The 19,770-nt window shown below is 73.1% G+C and carries 17 protein-coding genes; 12 read left to right on the forward strand and 5 right to left on the reverse strand.

Going from position 1 to position 19,770, the window contains the following annotated elements; translation table 11 throughout:
* Window positions 1-20: 20 nt before the first annotated feature.
* The gene (locus tag KGD84_RS05245) at window positions 21-689 is read right to left on the reverse strand and encodes a response regulator transcription factor (RefSeq protein ID WP_017570862.1); all 669 of its coding nucleotides are present in this window, start codon (window positions 687-689) and stop codon (window positions 21-23) included.
* 465 nt (window positions 690-1,154) lie between these two features.
* On the opposite strand from KGD84_RS05245, the gene KGD84_RS05250 reads away from it, so the two are divergent.
* Window positions 1,155-1,562, forward strand: coding sequence for a hypothetical protein (locus tag KGD84_RS05250; RefSeq protein WP_220564971.1), 408 nt, complete (start codon window positions 1,155-1,157; stop codon window positions 1,560-1,562).
* 71 nt (window positions 1,563-1,633) lie between these two features.
* Here the strand turns inward: KGD84_RS05250 and KGD84_RS05255 are convergent, their stop codons facing one another.
* Window positions 1,634-3,754, reverse strand: a complete 2,121-nt coding sequence (locus tag KGD84_RS05255; protein WP_220564972.1) for a bifunctional metallophosphatase/5'-nucleotidase — start codon at window positions 3,752-3,754, stop codon at window positions 1,634-1,636.
* A gap of 252 nt (window positions 3,755-4,006) precedes the next feature.
* Here KGD84_RS05255 and KGD84_RS05260 point away from each other — a divergent pair, with 252 nt between their 5' ends.
* The gene (locus tag KGD84_RS05260; protein ID WP_220564973.1) at window positions 4,007-4,540 is read left to right on the forward strand and encodes a hypothetical protein; all 534 of its coding nucleotides are present in this window, start codon (window positions 4,007-4,009) and stop codon (window positions 4,538-4,540) included.
* Here KGD84_RS05260 and KGD84_RS05265 read toward each other — a convergent pair.
* Complete coding sequence (locus tag KGD84_RS05265) at window positions 4,525-5,550, reverse strand: serine/threonine-protein kinase (RefSeq protein WP_220564974.1); 1,026 nt, start codon at window positions 5,548-5,550, stop codon at window positions 4,525-4,527. The genes KGD84_RS05260 and KGD84_RS05265 overlap by 16 nt on opposite strands.
* A gap of 123 nt (window positions 5,551-5,673) precedes the next feature.
* Here KGD84_RS05265 and KGD84_RS05270 point away from each other — a divergent pair, with 123 nt between their 5' ends.
* The 8 genes from KGD84_RS05270 to KGD84_RS05305 all read left to right on the forward strand — a co-directional run bounded on the left by KGD84_RS05270 (window position 5,674) and on the right by KGD84_RS05305 (window position 14,857).
* Window positions 5,674-6,723: a hypothetical protein gene (locus KGD84_RS05270; protein WP_220564975.1), complete on the forward strand. Its 1,050-nt coding sequence runs from the start codon at window positions 5,674-5,676 to the stop codon at window positions 6,721-6,723.
* Window positions 6,724-6,847: 124 nt separating this feature from the next.
* Entirely contained in the window at window positions 6,848-7,228 is a 381-nt protein-coding gene (locus tag KGD84_RS05275) for an MmcQ/YjbR family DNA-binding protein (protein ID WP_220564976.1), read from the forward strand.
* A gap of 15 nt (window positions 7,229-7,243) precedes the next feature.
* The gene (gene recD2 / locus KGD84_RS05280) at window positions 7,244-9,484 is read left to right on the forward strand and encodes an SF1B family DNA helicase RecD2 (protein ID WP_220564977.1); all 2,241 of its coding nucleotides are present in this window, start codon (window positions 7,244-7,246) and stop codon (window positions 9,482-9,484) included.
* Window positions 9,466-9,918, forward strand: coding sequence for a (deoxy)nucleoside triphosphate pyrophosphohydrolase (locus KGD84_RS05285; RefSeq protein WP_220564978.1), 453 nt, complete (start codon window positions 9,466-9,468; stop codon window positions 9,916-9,918). The genes recD2 and KGD84_RS05285 overlap by 19 nt, the downstream gene beginning before the upstream one ends.
* 168 nt (window positions 9,919-10,086) lie before the next feature.
* Complete coding sequence (gene typA / locus KGD84_RS05290) at window positions 10,087-11,979, forward strand: translational GTPase TypA (RefSeq protein ID WP_220564979.1); 1,893 nt, start codon at window positions 10,087-10,089, stop codon at window positions 11,977-11,979.
* Window positions 11,980-12,080: 101 nt separating this feature from the next.
* Window positions 12,081-12,740, forward strand: coding sequence for a DUF6758 family protein (locus tag KGD84_RS05295; protein ID WP_220564980.1), 660 nt, complete (start codon window positions 12,081-12,083; stop codon window positions 12,738-12,740).
* Between the two features lie 85 nt (window positions 12,741-12,825).
* On the forward strand, window positions 12,826-13,701 hold the full coding sequence (locus KGD84_RS05300; protein ID WP_220564981.1) for a PHP domain-containing protein: 876 nt from the start codon (window positions 12,826-12,828) through the stop codon (window positions 13,699-13,701).
* Between the two features lie 109 nt (window positions 13,702-13,810).
* A complete protein-coding gene (locus KGD84_RS05305) occupies window positions 13,811-14,857 on the forward strand; it encodes an MBL fold metallo-hydrolase (RefSeq protein WP_220564982.1) in 1,047 nt (348 codons plus the stop codon).
* 81 nt (window positions 14,858-14,938) lie between these two features.
* On the opposite strand, the gene KGD84_RS05310 is transcribed toward KGD84_RS05305, so the two are convergent.
* Both KGD84_RS05310 and KGD84_RS05315 read right to left on the reverse strand, forming a co-directional pair.
* On the reverse strand, window positions 14,939-15,847 hold the full coding sequence (locus KGD84_RS05310; protein WP_220564983.1) for an alpha/beta fold hydrolase: 909 nt from the start codon (window positions 15,845-15,847) through the stop codon (window positions 14,939-14,941).
* Window positions 15,834-17,564, reverse strand: a complete 1,731-nt coding sequence (locus KGD84_RS05315; protein ID WP_260697189.1) for a DEAD/DEAH box helicase — start codon at window positions 17,562-17,564, stop codon at window positions 15,834-15,836. The genes KGD84_RS05310 and KGD84_RS05315 overlap by 14 nt, the downstream gene beginning before the upstream one ends.
* A gap of 576 nt (window positions 17,565-18,140) precedes the next feature.
* Here KGD84_RS05315 and KGD84_RS05320 point away from each other — a divergent pair.
* On the forward strand, window positions 18,141-18,836 hold the full coding sequence (locus KGD84_RS05320) for a ferritin-like fold-containing protein (RefSeq protein ID WP_220564985.1): 696 nt from the start codon (window positions 18,141-18,143) through the stop codon (window positions 18,834-18,836).
* A 225-nt stretch (window positions 18,837-19,061) separates the two neighbouring features.
* Window positions 19,062-19,373 (forward strand): DUF6401 family natural product biosynthesis protein, encoded by a 312-nt coding sequence (locus KGD84_RS05325; protein WP_220564986.1) that lies wholly within the window; start codon window positions 19,062-19,064, stop codon window positions 19,371-19,373.
* Window positions 19,374-19,770: the final 397 nt, after the last annotated feature.

Here is a 19,770-nt window from a genome sequence, read left to right on the forward strand (position 1 = left end):
GCGTCGGACACACGGTCCGATCAGTCCCGCTCGAAGCGGAAGCCGACGCCCCGGACGGTTGTGATGTACGACGGCTGGTTGGCGTCGTCGCCGAGCTTGCGCCGCAGCCAGGAGATGTGCATGTCGAGGGTCTTGGTCGAGCCCCACCAGTTGGTGTCCCACACCTCGCGCATGATCTGCTCGCGTGTGACGACCTTGCCCGCGTCGCGCACCAGCACGCGCAGCAGGTCGAACTCCTTGGTGGTGAGCTGGAGCTCGCGCTCGCCCAGCCAGGCCCGGCGGGAGTCGTTGTCGATGCGCACGCCGTGGACGACGGGCACCTCCGCCCCGCCCCGGCGCAGCAGCGCGCGCACCCGGGCCAGCAGCTCGGCCAGCCGGAAGGGCTTGGTGACGTAGTCGTCGGCACCGGCGTCGAGGCCGACCACGGTGTCGACCTCGTCGGCGCGGGCGGTCAGGATGAGGATCGGCGTTCCGTGGCCCTCGGCTCGCAGCCGACGCGCCACTTCGAGCCCGTCCATCTCGGGCAGACCCAGGTCGAGGACCATCAGGTCGATGTCCCCCGCACGGGCACGGTCGAGTGTCTCAATGCCGTTGACGGTCACGTCCACCGTGTAGCCCTCGCGTCGGAGTGCGCGCGCGAGAGGCTCGGAGATCGAGACATCGTCTTCGGCCAGCAAAACGCAGGTCATGCTGTCGATCGTAGGTCCGGGGTCACGCATTTCCCTATTATGCGCGCCGGATGGCCCAAGGTTGGCCGAAAATACGGTATTCGCATACCGGACAAATAGTTCAGTTGCTCAATTCGTGTGCTTTCTTTGCCCTTGCTTGGTGAAAACCCGGTTCTTGGTGAAGTGGTGTGCGTTCAGTGGCCGGTGTGCGCCGTGGGGTCACCGTTTCCCGGAGTCGGCGGTCGTTTTCGGAGAGCAAGGGGTTGGCCGGAAGAAAAGGCGGCACCCTCCCGGTGGCCCGGGTTCGCGGGGGAGAACGCGCGCGGGTCCGCGCGGGCCGAAGCCGCGCACGTGTCGCGACGGGGGAATTGTTCACTCTGGGTGACAATATGGTGATGGACGGTTATCGCCGTCCGCCGTCCCATTCCAGTAGGATCATCCGCCCCGCGCCGGCGACCGGTGCCCGGGGAGCCGAGGAGCATTCCGATGACCCGAGCAGGCACTCTGCGCGCCGCGGCCGCCGCCGTCGCCCTGGCCCTGCCCCTGACCCTGGCGACCCCGGCCACCGCCGCACAGGACGCCCGGGAGCCGGCCGGCACGGCCGCCGCGGAGCGCGGCGCCCTCTCCGTCCGCCACTACTACACGACCTGGCGCGACGCCCGCTCCTACTGGTCGGCGGACACCCGCTACGCCACCAGCGGCTGGCTGTGGGCCGGCCGGCACTACTTCTTCTGCCAGACCGAGGGCACCGCCCACTCCGACGGCGAGGGCGCGTTCTCCACCTGGTGGGTGCTCACCGACGACGACACCGGCAACCGCGACGTGTTCGTCAGCGCCACCGCCCTGCGCGTCGCCGAGCCCTGGAAGCCCGTCGAGGGCCTGCCCCGCTGCTGACCCGGGGCGCCGGCCCCGGGACGCGGAAGGGCCCCGCCGGACGGATCCGGCGGGGCCCTCGGCTCACGGGGTCAGGCGTCCGGAGCGGCGCCGTCCGCCGGCGCCGCCTTGCGCTTGCGGCCCAGGTACAGGGCCGCGCCGCCCGCACCGGCCGCGACCACGGCCGCCGCGACCAGGCCGAGGACCGCGGTGCCGGTCTTAGGCAGCGAGCCGTTGCCGTTCCCCGGCTTGGGGCTCTGGCTCGCCGGGTCGGAGGGCTTGCCGCTCGGCTCCTCTGTCGGTCCGGCCGTGGGGCCGTCCGTGGGGGAGGGCGACGGGGACGGGGAGGGGGACGGGCTCGGCCCGGTGCCCGGCTCGGGGACGGTCGCCTCCTCGCCCACGACGATGCGGCCGGAACCGCCCTCGGGGTAGGCGGCCTCGGTGATCCGGCCGTCCAGGGTGCCGGTGACCAGGCGCTCCAGAGCGCCCTGGTAGGTGGAGCCCACCACGGTGTAGTCCGCCCCGCGGAAGGGGTACAGGTCGCCGCCCCGGGCGGAGAAGTCGTTGGTCACCACGGTGACCGGGTCGCCGTCCACGACCTCGCCGTCCTCCACGATCACTGTTCCGTCGTGCAGGATCACGTTGCGGACCCGCTCGCCCGGTGTCGTGATGGTGCCGTCCGCCGCCGCCACCTGGGCGGTCCGCTCCGGGTCGTAGGCGAAGTTCACGCCCGCCACCTGCATGAAGGCGCCGCTGGCCGCCGGGGCGGCGGCCACGCCCTGCTCCAGCAGCTCCTTGATCTGGGAGCGCGGGAGGTCGGGCACCACGGCCACCTGGTTGGCGAACGGGGCGACGGCGTAGGTGTCCAGCGCGGTCAGCGGCCCGGCCGGGAGCACCGAGGCGTTGCGGATGCCGCCGCCGTTCTGGATGCCGATCTGCGGCTCGGGCACCCCGTACTGCGCGGCGTTGCGGACGCCGGTGTCCAGCAGCCCGTCGGCCACCAGGTTCCCCAGGTTGGTCTCCTGGGTCCGGACGCCCGGGTTCTGGACGCCGTTGAGGTCCACATCGCTCTGGGCGACCACGGTCTCGGCCAGCTCGGCCACGTGGTCGGAGACCGGCTTGGTGACCTGCGCCTCGACCTCGGGGTGCGGGGCGACCGCGTCGTCGCCGGTGCCCGAGACGCGGACGGCGCCGGAGCGGTCCGACACCGACGTCACGTTGCCCTCGGCGTCGAAGTTCAGGACCAGCAGGCCCACGTACTTGTAGTTGGAGCCCGCGGTGACGATCGGCACGGTCTCGCCGTCCGGGTTCGTGGCGAGCAGCGGGTAGGACAGCGGCTGCCCGGTGTCCGGGTGGACGGTGACCTCGTCACCGGGGACCAGGGCGTCGTCCGCGTTGGCCATGACCTCGTGGCCGCCGCCCGAGACGATCGCGTCGATCCCGGTCAGCTCCCGGGCGACCCGCTCCTCGTAGGTGATGTTCTGCAGGTGCGAGATCATGATGATCTTGTCCACGCCCGCCGCGTCGAGGCGGTCGACCTCGGCCTGGACCGGGGCGACGAGGTCCTCGACCACCACGCCGCGCGGGCTGGTGATGGTGGCCAGCGGCGGGTACAGCGCGCCGACGATGCCGACCTGCTCCCCGCCCGTCTCGACGACGGTGCTGGGCGCGATCCGTCCGGCCTCCTCCAGGGCGGCCAGCGACGGCTCCTTGGAGACGTCCACGTTGGCGGCCACCACCGGGACGTCCGGCAGCTGCTCGATGAACTCGGCGTACACGTCCGGGCCGAAGTCGAACTCGTGGTTGCCCATGGAGACCGCGTCGTAGCCCGCGTACCGCGCGGCCACCGCGTCGTAGAACGGGGCGCCGTCCTCGCGGGAGGCGGCGAACTCCGGGCCGGGCAGGTACATGTCGCCGGAGTTGACGGTCACCACACCGCGGTCCTCGGCCTCGTCCGCACCGGCCAGGGCCCCCGACTCCTCCGCCGCGCGCAGCTCGTTGACGAGGGTGGTGAACCGGGCGGCGCCGCCGAAGTCCTCCTGTCCGGAGGCGGCCAGCAGCTGCGACTCCGGGTCGTTGGCGTGCAGGAGCGACAGCGTGAACGCGGTGTCGCCCGCGGGCTCCATCGGGGCGGCTCCCGCCGCGGGGGCCAACGGCACCGTGAAAGCGCCGGTCAGCATCAGTGCGGCCGAGGCGCGCACGAGTCTGGACATGGGTTCCGTGCTCCTTCGTGGGGGATCGGGGGATCGTCGTGATGTTCCGCTCGGGGTGGAAGCGGGCCCAGAGACGCAACCCTAGATGTGATCGCTCCGGGGGTCATGGGCCCCAGGGTTACGATTTGTAGAATCTGTCGGACTGAAGCAGATTTTTCGACCCGTCCGTATCACCGGGTCCTGCACCTCGTCCCACCCCCGGCCCCTACCATGAGGGGTGCCGGTGACCCCGAAACCCCTTGGAGGACGGTCGTGGCTCCCCCTGGCAAGGACCCCTACGAGCCCGAGCACGGGGGCCTTCCCGACTTCGAGGCGAGCTTCGCCGCCCTGCGCCCGGACGCGCCCCTGCCCCGGCGGGTGGCGGTCGTGCGCATCCTCATGTTCATCGGCGGCGCCTGCGGCATCGCGATGGCGCTGCTCTTCCTCCAGGGCCTGGTCCTGCCCCAGGAGCAGATGGAGGAGGCACTGGCCGTCCAGGCCGAGGCGCTCGCCCAGCAGGGTGTGCAACTCGAGCTGGGCGTGGAGGCCATGCGGGCCATGATCCTCGTCCTGGCCCTCGTCACCGGCGTCTACGGGGTGCTGTCCACCCTGCTGGCCGCCCGCATCAGGCGGCGCACGGTCGGCGTCTTCTGGGGCGTGGTGCTCTTCCACGGCGCCGCGGGGGCGCTGCTCGCCTGGAACATGCTCGCCGGCGCCTGGGAGGCCGTCGTGCCGCTGGGCTTCGCGGTGTACATGATCGCCGTCATGTTCGGGCGCGACGCCCGCGCCCACTACGGCCTGCTCTGACCGAAGAGGCGCAGCCCCTGCCGGGGCGGCTCCGGCGGGCGCACCGCCACCTCCGTCCAGGACCGCTCCAGCAGCTCGCGCACCGTCGCCGCGCCGTCCAGGGCCAGCACCTCGCGCAGCAGCCCGCCCGCGTCCGGCCGCTCCCCGGGGTCCTTGGCCACGGCCGCCTCGACCACCTTCTTCAGCCCCGGCGGCAGGTACTCCAGGTCGGGCTCCTCGAACAGCACCCGCCGGGCCATCTCCCCGGCGTCGGCCCGGCCGAACGGGTCGTGGCCCAGCGCGGCGAACGCCACCGTCGCCCCCCACAGGAACACGTCCGAGCCCTGCGTGGTGGGCTGACGCGAGTACTGCTCGGGGCTGATCCACCCGGGGGTGCCCAGCTTGTCCACCCAGGCGGCGACCCGCCGGTCGGGCAGGGTCTCGGGCGAGGGCAGCCCGAGGTCGCGGTAGGCGCGGCGCATCCGCCGCAGCCGGATCCACTTGGTGGGGTCGGGGTCCTCCACCGGGTGCGCGATCCCGAAGTCCACCAGCTTGGGGCCCTTCGCCGACAGCACCACGTTGCTCGGCTTGAGGTCCCGGTGGACCACCCCGGCGGCGTGGATGGCGCGCAGGGCCTCGGCGGTGCCCGCGGCGACCCCGAGCAGCATTCCCTTCCTCAGCCGGCCGAACCGCTCCACGTGGTGGCGCAGCGTCGGGCCGGGCACGTACTCGGTGATCATCCACGGCAGGCCGGCCTGCACGTCGGCGCGCACGAACCGCGCCACCGAGGGGCTGTTCACCCGCGCCAGCAGCCGCGCCTCCAGGGCGAACCGGTCCCGGAACCGGTGGTCGGACGCCTGCTCGGGGTGGATCACCTTGACCGCCATGTAGCCGCCGCTCCCGGGGGAGGCCGCGGCGTAGACGGTGCCCATGCCCCCGGAGCCCACCCGGCCCACGATCCGGTGGCCGCCGACCTCCTCCGGGTCGCCGGGTTCCAGGGGGTGGAGCCTGCGGATGCCGCGCGCCTTCATGGGGACTCCGATCACGGGGGACGTGGCGGGAGTCTATCCGCGGGGCCCCGTCCGAAACCGGGACCGCGGACCACCCGTTCGATATAAAGGAGGACGGAATCCCCCTTCCCCCAGAGGAACCGCTTGGACGTCACACTCGCCGACGGTCGCACGATCCCCCTGAGCCGCGGGCTGGCCGAGGCGGTGCTGGGAGCCTGCCCGCTGCCGGACGCCCCGCACGTGTGGTCGCCGGTGTACCTGGGGGCGCCCGGCAACGCGGCGCTCATCGACCTCGGCCTCGCGGAACGCACCCGCCAGGGATTCCTGGGGCTGACCCCCCTCGGCCACGAGGTCCGCGCGCGCCTCCAGGACCCGCGCCCGGAACGGGTGACCCTGGACCCCGGGCTGTCGGGCGACCGGAAACGGGCACTGCTGGTGGCGCTGGCCGACCCGGAAGCGGGGCCCGGACCCCGGGGGAGGCGCTGGACCGCCCCGCGGGTGGCCTACGCGGCGGCCATCGCGTCCCTGGCCGTTCTGCTCCCTTCGGCGGACCTGCCCCTCATCGCGTACATCCCCGTGGCCGTGGTCCTGCTCGCCGTTATCATGGTCTCCTCGCACCTGGCCGACCGGGAACGCGAGCGCCGTGATCCCCGCCGTGTCCTGGAGTCCCTGGCCGACCACTACGTCCTCCAGGAGCAGGTGGAGGGGGAGTACCGGGCGCTGCTGGAGCGGGCGCAGCGGGCCGTGGACGCCGTCCTGGAGTCGGCGCCGCACCGCGAGGGGCTGCTCCTCGACACCGTCCGCAACCGGGTGGTGCTGGCCGAGACCGAGTGGACCGTCGCCCGCGGCCTGGCCCGCCTGTCCGGCGAGGCGGCCCGCGCCGACGGCACCCCGATCGCGGGCGAGCGCTCCCGGGCCGCGGCCGAGCGGGCCCGCGCCGCCCTGGCCGAGGAGCGCGGCCACCTCGAAAGGCGGATCGGGCTCCTGGAGGAGTACGCGGCGGGTGTGCGCTCCTTCGAGGCCGAACGCGCCGACGCGGCCTCGGCGCGCGAGTTCGACGCGATCACCGACCGGGTCCTGGAGTCCGGCGCCGCCCACGACCTCCACGACGAGGCGCTGGCCTCCCTGGTCCGCGCCCAGGAACTCGCCCTGCGCCTGTCCGACCTCACCGGCCCCGAACGGCCCCGCCCCTGACCGCGGCGGCCCCTGCGGCGGAAGGAGGCGGTTCGCCTTCCGGCGGTGGCCGAGGTCGCCGGGCGGGAGGCGTTCCCGAACGTCGGCGGGGTCTGGCAGGCTCGGGGGAGGAGAGGAGGCCGCCGTGAAACCCGCCCGTTTCGTCGACGCCGCCCTGTGGTTCCCCGAGGCCGTGGAGACCGAGCCCTTCGGTCCCGGCATCCTCGTCCACAAGGTGTGCGACCGGATGTTCGCCCTGCTGTGGGAGGGGGAGGACCCCCGTGTCAACCTCAAGTGCGACCCCCTGCACGCCCTGGAGCTGCGCGACCGCTTCCCCGGCGTCACGCCCGGCTACCACATGAACAAGGACCACTGGAACACCGTCGCCCTGGACGGCACCGTCCCCGAGGACGAGATCCTGGAGATGCTGCGCGACTCCTACGTGCTGGTCGCCCGCGGGCTGCGCAGGGCCGACCGGGAGCGCGTGCTGGCCGCGCTCGGCGACGGCCTGCCCGAGGCCGGCTGACGGAGAGGAGCCCGGGTGCCCGAGGAGAAGCGCGCCCCCGCCGTCGTCCAGGGCGTCCTGGAGCGCATCACCTACGCCAACGAGGAGACCGGCTACACCGTCGCCCGCGTCGACACCGGGCGCGGCTCCGCCGACCTGCTCACCGTGGTCGGCGCCCTCATGGGCGTGCAGCCGGGCGAGGCCCTGCGCATGCACGGCCGGTGGGGCTCCCACCCCCAGTACGGCCGCCAGTTCCACGTGGACGACTACACCACCGTGCTCCCCGCCACCGTCCAGGGCATCCGCCGCTACCTGGGCTCGGGCCTGATCAAGGGCATCGGCCCCAAGATGGCCGAGCGCATCGTCGGGCACTTCGGGACCGACGCCCTCGACGTCATCGAGCAGGAGCCCGGGCGCCTGATCGAGGTGCCCGGACTGGGCCCGAAGCGGACGAGGCTCATCGCCGAGGCGTGGGAGGAGCAGAAGGCCATCAAGGAGGTCATGGTCTTCCTCCAGGGCGTCCAGGTCAGCACCTCGCTCGCGGTGCGCATCTTCAAGAAGTACGGCGAGGCCTCCATCGAGGTCGTCCAGAAGGAGCCCTACCGCCTGGCGACCGACGTGTGGGGCATCGGCTTCAAGACCGCCGACACCATCGCGCAGGCCGTCGGCATCCCCCACGACAGCCCCCAGCGCGTCATGGCGGGCATCCAGTTCACCCTCTCGGAGTCCACCGGCGACGGGCACTGCCACCTGCCGGAGGAGAAGCTCATCTCCGCCGCCGTCAAGATCCTGGGCGTCGACTCCGGCCTGGTCATCGAGTGCCTGTCCCGGCTGGTGGAGGAGGAGGGCGTGGTCCGGGAGGAGGTCCCCGGCCCCGACGGCGAGCCGGTGCGGGCGATCCACCTGGTGCCCTTCCACCGCGCCGAGGTCGGCGCCGCCGCCGGGCTGCTCACCCTGCTGAACCACCCGCACGACCGCATGCCCGCCTTCGTGGACGTGGACTGGGACGTCGCCCTGGACTGGCTGCACAGGCGCACCGGCACCGAACTCGCCGAGGAGCAGCGCGCCGCCGTGATCCAGGCGCTCACCCGCAAGGTCGGCGTCCTCACCGGCGGTCCCGGCTGCGGCAAGTCCTTCACGGTCGCCTCCATCGTCACCCTCGCCGCCGTCAAGGGCGCCAAGGTGGTGCTGGCCGCCCCCACGGGCCGGGCCGCCAAGCGCCTCACCGAGCTGACCGGGCACGAGGCCGCCACCGTCCACCGACTGCTGGAGCTGCGCCCGGGCGGCGACGCCTCCTACGACCGCGACAACCCCCTGGACTGCGACCTGCTCGTGGTGGACGAGGCGTCGATGCTGGACCTCATCCTCGCCAACAAGCTCATCAAGGCCGTCCCGCCCGGCGCCCACCTGGTGCTGGTGGGCGACGTCGACCAGCTGCCGTCGGTGGGCGCCGGGCAGGTGCTGCGCGACCTGCTCGCCGAGGACTCGCCCCTTCCCAGCGTCCGCCTCACCCGGGTGTTCCGGCAGGCGCAGCAGTCCGGGGTGGTCACCAACGCCCACCGGATCAACCGCGGGGAGCCCCTGCTCTTCGAGGGCATGCGCGACTTCTTCCTCTTCCCCTGCGAGGAGTCCGAGGACGCCGCGGCCATGGCCGTCGACGTGGTCGCCCGCCGCATACCGCGCACCTTCGGCCTGGACCCGCGCCGCGACGTGCAGGTCCTCACCCCCATGAAGGGCGGGCCCGCCGGGGCCGGCAACCTCAACACCGCGCTCCAGGAGGCCCTCACCCCGGCGGGGGAGGGGGTGCCCGAGCGCCGCTTCGGCGGCCGCATCTTCCGGGTCGGCGACAAGGTCACCCAGATCCGCAACAACTACGACAAGGGGGCCAACGGCGTCTTCAACGGCACCCTCGGCGTCGTCACCGGCCTGGACCCGGTCGCCCAGGAGCTGACCGTGCGCACCGACGAGGACGAGGAGATCGCCTACGACTTCGCCGAGCTCGACGAGCTCGCCCACGCCTACGCCATCACCGTGCACCGGTCCCAGGGCAGCGAGTACCCGGCGGTGGTGATCCCGGTCACCACCAGCTCGTGGATGATGCTCCAGCGCAACCTGCTCTACACCGCCGTCACGCGCGCCAAACGCCTGGTCGTGCTGGTCGGGTCGCGCCGCGCCCTGGCCCAGGCGGTCCGCAACGCCTCCTCCGGGCGCCGCCACACCGCGCTGGCGCACCGGCTGCGCGGATACGCTCAGGGATCGTGGACCGAGACACCCTGATCGTCGTGGGCGCGGCCATCATCCGAGATGGCCGCATCCTGGCCGCCCAGCGCGCCGAACCCGCCGCCCTGCGCGGCCGCTGGGAGTTCCCCGGCGGCAAGGTCGACCCCGGCGAGAGCCCGGCCGACGCCCTGGTGCGCGAGTGCCGCGAGGAGCTGGGGGTCACGGTCCGCGCCCGGGAGGCGCTCGGCGCCGACGTCCCCTTCCCGGCGACCCCGGGGCGCACCAGGCCCGCCGTGCTGCGGCTGCTGCGCGCCGACCTCGTCGAGGGCGAGCCCCGGGCCCTGGAGCACCTGTCCCTGCGCTGGCTCGCCGCCGCCGACCTGGACGGCCTCGACTGGCTCCCGGCGGACGTGCCGTTCCTGGGGACGATCGGGGACCTGCTCGCCCCCCGCGACACACCCCGCGGCGAACCTCCGTCCGCCGCCGGGTGAACTCTCGGCGCCCGCGGGATGATTCGGCCCCGCGTCGCCGTTGACCCTGTGGGCGTGAGTCGGGGTGACCTGTGCGTATCCCGACCAGCCCCCCATGACCGCATAAACTGGCAACGGGCCGTGGCATCCTGCGGTCTCTACCCGGTATCAGGAGATCGAGACTTTTCCATGTCCACCGTCACGCCCGTCCAGGGCTCCGCCCGCCGTAGCGACCTTCGCAACGTCGCCATCGTGGCCCACGTCGACCACGGTAAGACGACCCTCGTGGACGCCATGCTCTGGCAGTCCGGTGTCTTCCGCGAGAACCAGGACGTGGACGACCGCGTGATGGACTCCAACGACCTGGAGCGCGAGAAGGGCATCACCATTCTCGCCAAGAACACGGCCGTCCACTACACCACGCCCGAGGGCGAGGACGTGGTCATCAACATCATCGACACCCCGGGCCACGCCGACTTCGGCGGCGAGGTCGAGCGCGGCCTGTCGATGGTCGACGGCGTGGTCCTGCTCGTGGACGCCAGCGAGGGCCCGCTCCCGCAGACCCGCTTCGTGCTCCGCAAGGCCCTCAAGGCCAAGCTCCCCGTCATCCTCGTCATCAACAAGGTGGACCGGCCCGACAGCCGCATCGCCGAGGTCGTGGACGACACCTACGAGCTGTTCATGGACCTGGACGCCGACGAGTCCCAGATCGAGTTCCCGATCGTCTACGCCTGCGCCCGCGACGGCAAGGCCTCCCTGGAGCGCCCGGCCAACGGCACCGTTCCGGACAACGACAACCTGGTGCCGCTGTTCTCCACCATCCTGGACACCATCCCGGCGCCCGAGTACGTCCCGGACGCGCCGCTCCAGGCCCACGTCACCAACCTCGACGCCTCCCCGTTCCTGGGCCGCCTGGCGCTGTGCCGCGTCCAGCAGGGCGAGCTGCGCAAGGGCCAGCAGGTCGCGTGGATCCGCACCGACGGCACCACCCAGCAGGTCAAGATCACCGAGCTGCTCATGACCGACGGCCTGGAGCGCAAGCCCGCCGAGAAGGCCGGCCCCGGCGACATCGTCGCCATCGCGGGCATCGAGGACATCATGATCGGCGAGACCCTCGCCGACCTGGAGAACCCGGTCCCGCTGCCGCTCATCACGGTGGACGAGCCGGCCATCTCCATGACCATCGGCACCAACACCTCGCCGCTGGTCGGCAGGGTCAAGGGCGCCAAGGTCACCGCCCGCCTGGTCAAGGACCGCCTCGACAAGGAGCTGGTCGGCAACGTCTCCCTGCGCGTGCTGCCCACCGAGCGCCCCGACGCCTGGGAGGTGCAGGGCCGCGGCGAGCTGGCGCTGGCCATCCTCGTCGAGCAGATGCGCCGCGAGGGCTACGAGCTGACCGTCGGCAAGCCGCAGGTGGTCACCAAGGTCATCGACGGCAAGGTCCACGAGCCGGTGGAGCGCCTGACCGTGGACGCCCCCGAGGAGTACATGGGCGCCATCACCCAGCTCCTCAGCGTCCGCAAGGGCCGCATGGAGAACATGGTCAACCACGGCACCGGCTGGGTGCGCATGGACTGGTTGGTGCCCTCCCGCGGCCTCATCGGCTTCCGCACCGAGTTCCTCACCGAGACCCGCGGCACCGGTATCGCCCACCACGTGTTCGAGAAGTTCGAGCCGTGGTTCGGCGAGCTGCGCACCCGCCCCAACGGCTCCCTGGTGGCCGACCGGGCCGGCGCCGCCGTGGCGTTCGCGATGTTCAACCTCCAGGAGCGCGGCACGCTGTTCGTCGAGCCGGGCACCGAGGTGTACGAGGGCATGATCGTCGGCGAGAACGCCCGCGCCGACGACATGGACGTCAACATCACCAAGGAGAAGAAGCTCACCAACATGCGCTCGGCCACGGGCGACGAGCTGGTGCGCCTGGTGCCGCCGCGCAAGCTGTCCCTGGAGCAGGCCCTGGAGTTCTGCCGCGAGGACGAGTGTGTGGAGGTCACCCCCGAGCACGTGCGCATCCGCAAGGTCATCCTGGACCAGAAGGAGCGCGGGCGCATCACCGCCAACAAGAAGCGCCAGCAGCAGTAGCCGCGGCCTTCCGGGGGCTCCTCCCCGACCGGTGGGCGGGTCGCGTCGCGGCCCGCCCACCGGCGTTTTCCGGCCAGGTCACACGGGTAGACCGCTATGACATGAAGACCGATCCCTCGTGTCCCAGGTGCGGGCGCGCGGTCCGGCCTCCGGGGTTGTGGACCAGCGCGTGGCAGTGCGACGCACACGGCCCGGTCACACCTCTGCAACCGGTCCGCCAGCCCGGCCCCGCCGTCCTGGAGGCCCTCCTGCCCCAGGCCCGCGTCCCGGTGTGGATCCCCTGGCCGCTGCCCACCGGGTGGGTGGTCACCGGGTTCGCCGAGGCGGGCGACGACCGCAGCGGGGCGCTGGCGACCGCCGTGGCCCTGTCCGGACCCGACCCGCTGGGCGGTGTCGGCGAGGCCGTCGTCGTCGCGGAGGCCCCCGGGATCGGCCTGGGCGCCCGCCTGGCCGGTCTGGAGGGGCCCGACGCCGGCGACGGGTTCGACACCCGGGCTCCCGACGCCAAGGTGCGCTTCGAGGGCCACGAGATCCCGCTGTGGAACCTCGACCTGGGCCGCGAGCGCGCCGGCTACACGGGGGAGGCGCTCTCTCAGTGGCTGTGGGTGGTGTTCGCCACCGCCGACACCGCCCTGCTGATGTGCGAGATCGGCTCCCTGAGGGACCTGCGCGACATCAGGGACGGCGGGGTCGCGCTGGAGCCGCCCTTCGGCGCGCCCAGCCCGTTCCTGGCGTCGGCGCTGGCGCCCCGCTCCGCCTGAGCGGCGCGGCCCCGGACGCCGGACCGGTGCCCGGCCGGCCCGGCGCGGTGGCCCGATCCGGGCCGGGGCTTAGTACGATCAGCCGGTGACACGTATCGACCTGCACTCCCACAGTTCCGTCTCCGACGGCGGCGATGCTCCGGAGGAGGTCATCGGGTACGCCGTCGCCGCGGGCCTGGACGTCCTCGCCCTCACCGACCACGACACCGTCGGCGGCGTCGAGGCGGCCGCCGCCGTCCTGCCGCCCGGCTTCACCCTGGTCCCGGGCATGGAGCTGTCCTGCGCCTACCGGGGCTCCAGCGTCCACCTGGTGTCGTACCTGTTCGACCCGGACGACGCCGACCTCAACGAGGAGCTGCGCCGGGTCCGCTCCGACCGCGCCTCGCGCGCGGAGGAGATGGTCCGCAAGCTCCAGGCGAACGGGGTGGACGTCACCTGGGAACGGGTGCTGGAGATCGCGGGCGCCGGACACGCCGAGTACGCCGACGCCAACACCATCGGCCGCCCCCACCTGGCCCGCGCGATCGTGGAGGCCGGGGCCGCCCGCGACGTGCAGGACGCCTTCGACCGGTGGATCGGCTCCGGCGGGCCCGCCTACGCCTCCCGGTACGCCATCGACCCGGTGCGCGCCGTCCGGCTGGTGCGGGCGGCGGGCGGGGTGTGCTCCCTGGCCCACCCGGCCCGGGCCGAGGGCGCCCTCAACGGCTCCGTGCCCCTGGAGCTGGTCGAGCGCATGGCCGCCGCCGGCCTGGGCGGCATCGAGGCCGACCACCCCTCGCACAACAGCGCGCAGACCCGCCACTGGCGCGGTGTCGCCGCCGACCTGGGAGTGGTGGTCACCGGCTCCAGCGACGACCACGGCTCCCTCACCGGGCACCGCCTGGGCGCCCGGACCACCGCGCCGGAGGCGTTCGAGGAGCTGGTGGCGCCGGCCACGGGGGTCCCCCTGATCAGGGGCTGAGGGTGTCGGTTCACCCTGTGGATTCGGTACGGTACGGACCACCGTGCGCGGGCGCGACAATGGTCGCAGCGCAATCACCCATATCGGACTAAGTGAGAGGTCTGACGCCGTGTTCTGGAAGCGGAAGTCGAAGAAGCAGGACGGCCCGGAGGCCACCGATTCCGCTGCGGAGGCCGCGGTGGACGACACGGCGGAGGACGCCGAGGAGGCCGGGGAGACCGAGGGGGCGGCCGGAGCCGCGCAGGCCGCCGAGGCCGAGAAGTCCGACAAGGACGAGAAGACCGAGAAGGACCGGAAGGCCGAGGAGGAGGACACGGAGGCGGAGGCCGACGAGGCCGGGGACGCCGACGCGGACGACGACTCCGAGGACGCGGACTCCGAGGACACGGACTCCCGGGACGACGCCGAGGCGGAAGCCGACCGGGACACCGACGAGGACTCCGACGACGACTCCGAGGACGGGGACGACGAGGCCGGGACCTCTGACGACGTCTTCGCCGACGACACCGAGGAGGCCGGTGTCACCGGCCCTGACTCCGAGGGCATCACCCGGGTCCGCGCCGCGGTCACCTTCGAGTTCGACGACGAGAAGTTCGAGTACATCGGCAACACCTGGATCGTCCGGGCCGACGACGACGGCGTCATCGTCATCGACCCGGGCCCCGACGCCGAGGCCGTCCTGGAGGCCGTGGGCGAGCGCGAGGTCTACCTCGTGGCCTGCACCAACGCCTACGCCCCGCACATCGAGTCCGCGCTGAAGATCGTCGAGGAGACCGAGGCCCCGGTCGCCCTGCACCCCCGCGAGATGCGCCTGTGGCGCCGTCAGCACGGCGCCGAGCACCGCCCCGACTACGAGGTCGAGGGCGGCGGGTCCATGACCATCGGCGACCTCCAGATCGACGTCGTGGCCCTGCCCGGCACCTCCCCGGGCACCGTCGGCTACTCCATCAGCCAGCTCGGCGTCGTCTTCTCCGGCGACACCCTGCGCAAGGGCGAGCCCGGCATGGTGGGCAACACCTACATCGACTACACGACCCAGCTCGCCTCCATCGGCGAATCGCTGCTGACGCTGCCCCCGGACACCCGCATCCTGCCCGACCGCGGCCCGGCCACCACCGTGGTCGCCGAGAGCAAGAACTTCGACTCCTGGGTCTGACCCCGCCCGGGGTCCGCACCCGTCCGGACACCACGGCGCCCCGGCCCCCTCGCGGGGACCGGGGCGCCGCGGCGTGCGCGGTCAGCGGCGGCCGACCGACTCCACCTCGTTCCAGAACGCCGTGAACGCGCTGGCCGTGGTCTCGGGGGCCTCCACGTTGGGGGAGTGGCCCGCGCCGGGCACCACGATCCGCCTGGCGTCCAGCCGCTTGGCCATGTCCTCCTGGAGGGAGGGCTCCCACGCGTCGTCGTTCTCTCCGTACATCACCAGGGCGGGCAGCCGCAGCGCGGCCAGCTCCTCGACCCGGTCGCGGGCCCCCAGCAGGTCCTCGGCGCAGCGCAGCAGGCCCAGGGCGCTGCTGTGCACCAGCCGGTCGCGCAGGAAGGAGCGGACGCCCTCGTCGGGGGTGCGCTGACGGGCCTCGGCGTCGAACCGCTCCTCCCACAGCTCCTCCAGGCGCTCCCGGGAGGGGTCCATGGACAGCGCGGCGATCAGGGCGCGGGTGCGCATCGCCGCCTGGCCCGGCAGGGCGGCGGGGCCGCTGCACAGCAGCGTCAGCGAGGCCAGGTCGGCCATGCCGCTGAGCGCGGTCTCGCGCACCACCAGGCCGCCGAAGGAGTGGCCCACCAGGTGGACGGGCATCCGCCCGCCGACCTGCTCGACGACCTCGGCGACGACCTCGCCCAGCGAGGCCAGCCGGTAGTCGGGGGTCCGCACGCCGGGCGGCGGGGTGAGGGTCTCCGGGCCCGGCGACCCGTAGGTCCCCGGCAGGTCGATCGCGACCACCTCCCGACCGCCCTGGGCCAGGGTCTGGAGGATCGCGATGAAGTCCTCCTTGCTGCCGGTGTAGCCGTGCACGAGCACGGCGGGCGCCAGCTCGGCGCCCCCGGAGACGGGCAGCGCCCGCAGGGCCGCCACCGGGCCGTAGGACAGGTCGAGGTCGACCCGCCGCACGCCCGGCGGCAGGTCGAGGAACTTAGGTGTACTCACGTCCGGTCACCCTAGACGATGGCGGCCCGCTCCGGGGCGGAGCGGGACCGTGATCTCCCACGTCGGCGCGGCACCGGCCGGTACCGCGCCGCCTGTGCGCCGCGGCCCCCGTCCGGGTGCCGCGGCCGTGCCCTCCCCGGTCCGGCGGACCGGAGCGGTCAGGTGTTCTCGGGGTCGCGGCGGACGGCCGAGCCACTGCGGGTGCGGCGGCGACGGCGGACCGTGCGGGTGCCCTCGCCCCCTCGCCCTTGTCGGCCACGGGGGCGGCCGGGGCCGCCGCGGGCGCCTCGGCCCGCTTCTCCGCGCGCTTGTCGGCGGCGGGAGCCTCGGTGCCCGCCGCCACGCTCTCACCGCTGCGGGTGCGCCGGCGCGAGCGCCCGCTCCTGCCGCCGCGGCGGCGGCCCTCGCCGCGCTCCTGGTCGCCCGAGCGGTCCCGGTCCCGGTCGCGGCCGCCGCGGCCGCGCTGGGTGCGGGGCCCGCCGGTGTCACCGATGTCCTCGATCTCCTCGGCCTCCAGGCCGGCGTGCTCGGCGCGCTTGTCGGCGGCCAGCCGCCCCTTGGTGCCCGCGGGGATGCTGAGCGCCTCGAAGAAGTGCTTCGAGGTGGAGTAGGTCTCCTCCGGCTCGGTGAACCCCAGGTCCAGCGCGGCGTTGATGAGCTTCCACCGCGGCATCTCCTGCCAGTCCACGAACGTGACGGCGGTGCCGGTGCGCCCGGCCCGGCCGGTGCGGCCGATCCGGTGCGTGTAGGTCTTCTCGTCCTCGGGCGTCTCGTAGTTGACGACGTGGGTGACGTCGTCCACGTCGAGCCCGCGGGCGGCCACGTCCGTGGCGACCAGGATGTTGATCTTGCCGTTGCGGAAGGCGCGCAGCGCCCGCTCGCGCTGGCTCTGGCCCAGGTCGCCGTGGACGGCCGCGACCGCGAACCCGCGGTCCTTCAGCTCGCCCGCGACCCGGTCGCACGCCCGCTTGGTCTGGCAGAAGACCATGCTCTGCCCGTGGTCCTCCGCCTGGAGGAGACGGGCCAGCATCTCGATCTTGTCCATCTGGTGGGTGCGGAACGCGTGCTGCGCGATCCGGCTGGTGATCGCCGACCCGTCGATCTCGTTGTCGTCGCCGGCCCGCACGTGGGTGGGCCGCCGCAGGTACTTGCGGGACAGGGAGACGATCTCGCTCGGCATGGTCGCCGAGAAGAGCATGACCTGGCGCTCGGCCGGGATCTTGGTGAGGATGCGCTCGATGTCCGGCAGGAAGCCGAGGTCGAGCATCTTGTCGGCCTCGTCCAGGACCACCGCGGCGACCCCGTCCAGCCGCAGGTGCTTCTGGTTCTCCAGGTCGAGCAGGCGGCCCGGGGTGCCGACGACGACGTCGACGCCCTCCTTGAGGCCGTTGATCTGCGGCTCGTAGGAGCGGCCGCCGTAGACGGTCAGGATCCGGGCGCCGCTGCGCTTGCCGGCGGTGGTCAGGTCGGCCGCGACCTGGATGGCCAGCTCACGGGTGGGGACCACGATCAGGGCACGGGGGCTCTTGGAGGTCCCGGGGGCCTCCTGGGCCCGCTGGAGCAGGGGGAGCCCGAAGGCCAGCGTCTTGCCGGTACCGGTCCGGGCCTGCCCGATGATGTCGCTGCCGCCGAGGGCGATCGGCAGGGCCAGCTCCTGGATGGGGAAGGGCTCGATGATCCCCTCGGCCTCCAGGGCGTCGGCGATCTCGGTGCTCACGCCGAGGTCGCGGAAGGTGATGCGGGGCTGTTGTGTCTCGTCTGTGCTGCTCAGGGCTCAGGCCTCCATCTTGGCGGTACACGAATCGCGTGTCCGCGTCGGGATGCGGTCGCGTGCGGCTTCGGGGGCCGCCGCGGAAGGCGCGGCTCGCCGTCCGTTCCGGTCGGAACGGCGCGGCGGCGCTGCCGTCGGATCCGCGGCCCGGGGGCTCCCGGCCGGAGATCGGATCCATCCGCTCGGCGCGCTCCCGTTCTCCTTCGGGGGCCCGCCGTGGTTCGTCGGGTTCGTCCGCGCGGTCGTCGGTCGCCCTGGGGCGGCCGGATCGCGCGGCGGGGCGCGGCATCCGTGGGACACCGCTGCGTGCGGGAACGTACCCGCGGGTGTGAGAAGGGGTCCGTGTCGGTCCGCACGCGCAGGTCGTCACGGAGAGTCTAGCCGGTGACCCGCCCGGCGGACGTGGCCGCCATCCGTAGCGGGACGGCATGGACCTACCCGTTCCCAGCTGGTGCAACCGTGCCGTTCGGACGTTTAGTCCCCGGTTCGGTGTGAGAACGGCCGGGCGATACCCTGGCGCCCATGACCAAAGGCCCCTCTGTGAACCCCGGTGTGATCGATCTCCTCGGCCTGCTGGCCTACGCCGAGCTGGGTTCCTTCTTCCGTCTCGCCGGTGACGCGGTGCTGGCCCCCACCCTGCGCGGCAAGGGCCGCCTGGCGGCGCTGGCCGCCACGGAGCAGGCCCACTACCAGGTGCTCCGCGACCGCCTGGAGGAGCTGGGGGTCGACCCGGAGGAGGCGATGGCCCCGTTCGTGGAGCCGCTGGACGCCTGGCACGAGCGCACCGAGCCCAAGACCTGGCTGGAGAGCCTGGTCAAGACCTACGTCGCGGACGGGATCGCGGGCGACTTCTACCGCAGGGTGGCCGAACTGGCCGACGACGAGACCCGCACCCTGGTCGAGGGCGTCCTCGCCGAGACCGGCCGCGCCGAGTTCGTCGCCGAGACCGTGCGCGAGGCCTTGGCCGAGGACCCGGTCCTGGCCGGCCGGCTGTCGCTGTGGGCCCGCCGCCTGGTCGGCGAGGCGCTGGGCCAGGCCCAGTCCGTGGCCGTGCGCCGGCCCCGCCTGGCGGCCCTGCTCGCGGAGGGCGTCGACCGGCCGGAGACCGACAGGGAGGACACCACCGGCCTGGGCGACCTGGCCGCGGTGAGCCGCATGTTCGCCTCCCTCACCGACCGGCACGCCGGCCGCCTGGAGGCCATGGGCCTGAGCGCCTGAACCCAGTCCGCGGGCGCCGTCCGCGGCCGTCCGGCCCGGGCGGCCGCGCGGGGTTACCCGCCTCGGCCCGTTCCGATTCCCCCTCGTCCCCGTTCTTGACCCGCGCTTGGGGACACTCTGGTCAAGGGCGGGTAATTTCCAACACTTTCGTGACGATCGGTTGGGGCGCGGACGTAAACTCGATGAAGTTTCCCGTGTCTCGACCACCCCTGAGTAGGTACTTCCATGCCCCGTGGGACCTCAGTGCGCCACCCGTTGGCCGGACTCACCCGTGACTTCCACAAGATCGGCCCCCTCGCCGGTCCGATCGACCCCTGGATGTGCGCTGAGCTGGACCAGCACGCCGCGCAGGTGTGCGACGGCATCGCCTCCTCCGGCGGCGAGGTGACCGCCCGGACCCTGGGCACCTACCTCCACGGGTTCCTCGACGGCTGCCTTGAGCGGGGCTGGGACTCCGCGGCCGTGGAGTACGACTGGGAGACACTCCGCGTCCTCGCGATCTGCCGCTTGGCCAAGGAGCGCGGTTTCGTCCGCTAGGTTGTTGCCAACCGCAGGCACCGTTGTGACCGACGACGCGCCGTCCCCGAGGACGCGTTCGGTGGATGCTTCCGCGCGGTCGGCGCGGCGAGCGGCGGCCCGGCCGTTCCGCGGAGGCATCGAGCCGGAGGCGTTCCCGAGGCCGGCGGCGGTCGACGGGCGGACCCGGAACGGTACACCGGACACGCCCTCGGTCACCCGCCCTGCCCGTTCACCGGCGAAAACCCCTTCACGGGCCTAGGCTGGGGACATCGGCGACCCCACGGCGGCCGGACACGCGCCCCGACGAACCGGGCGCGGACCTGCGGAATGCAACGTGGGATGCACGGTGTTATGCCGGTCCGGGACGGACCGGACGCCGTGACTGGCGGAGCGGCCCGCAGGAGCCGCGAGAAAG

The sequence above is a fragment of the Nocardiopsis changdeensis genome (assembly GCF_018316655.1).
GTDB classification, from domain to species: Bacteria; Actinomycetota; Actinomycetes; order Streptosporangiales; family Streptosporangiaceae; genus Nocardiopsis; species Nocardiopsis changdeensis.

What these genes read in the sequence shown, in the direction of transcription:
- KGD84_RS05245 (WP_017570862.1), bottom strand. Translation starts at nt 689, where the DNA reads ATGACCTGCGTTTTGCTGGCCGAAGACGATGTCTCGATCTCCGAGCCT.
- KGD84_RS05250 (WP_220564971.1), top strand. Translation starts at nt 1,155, where the DNA reads ATGACCCGAGCAGGCACTCTGCGCGCCGCGGCCGCCGCCGTCGCCCTG.
- KGD84_RS05255 (WP_220564972.1), bottom strand. Translation starts at nt 3,754, where the DNA reads ATGTCCAGACTCGTGCGCGCCTCGGCCGCACTGATGCTGACCGGCGCT.
- KGD84_RS05265 (WP_220564974.1), bottom strand. Translation starts at nt 5,550, where the DNA reads ATGAAGGCGCGCGGCATCCGCAGGCTCCACCCCCTGGAACCCGGCGAC.
- typA (WP_220564979.1), top strand. Translation starts at nt 10,087, where the DNA reads ATGTCCACCGTCACGCCCGTCCAGGGCTCCGCCCGCCGTAGCGACCTT.
- KGD84_RS05295 (WP_220564980.1), top strand. Translation starts at nt 12,081, where the DNA reads ATGAAGACCGATCCCTCGTGTCCCAGGTGCGGGCGCGCGGTCCGGCCT.
- KGD84_RS05320 (WP_220564985.1), top strand. Translation starts at nt 18,141, where the DNA reads ATGACCAAAGGCCCCTCTGTGAACCCCGGTGTGATCGATCTCCTCGGC.
- KGD84_RS05325 (WP_220564986.1), top strand. Translation starts at nt 19,062, where the DNA reads ATGCCCCGTGGGACCTCAGTGCGCCACCCGTTGGCCGGACTCACCCGT.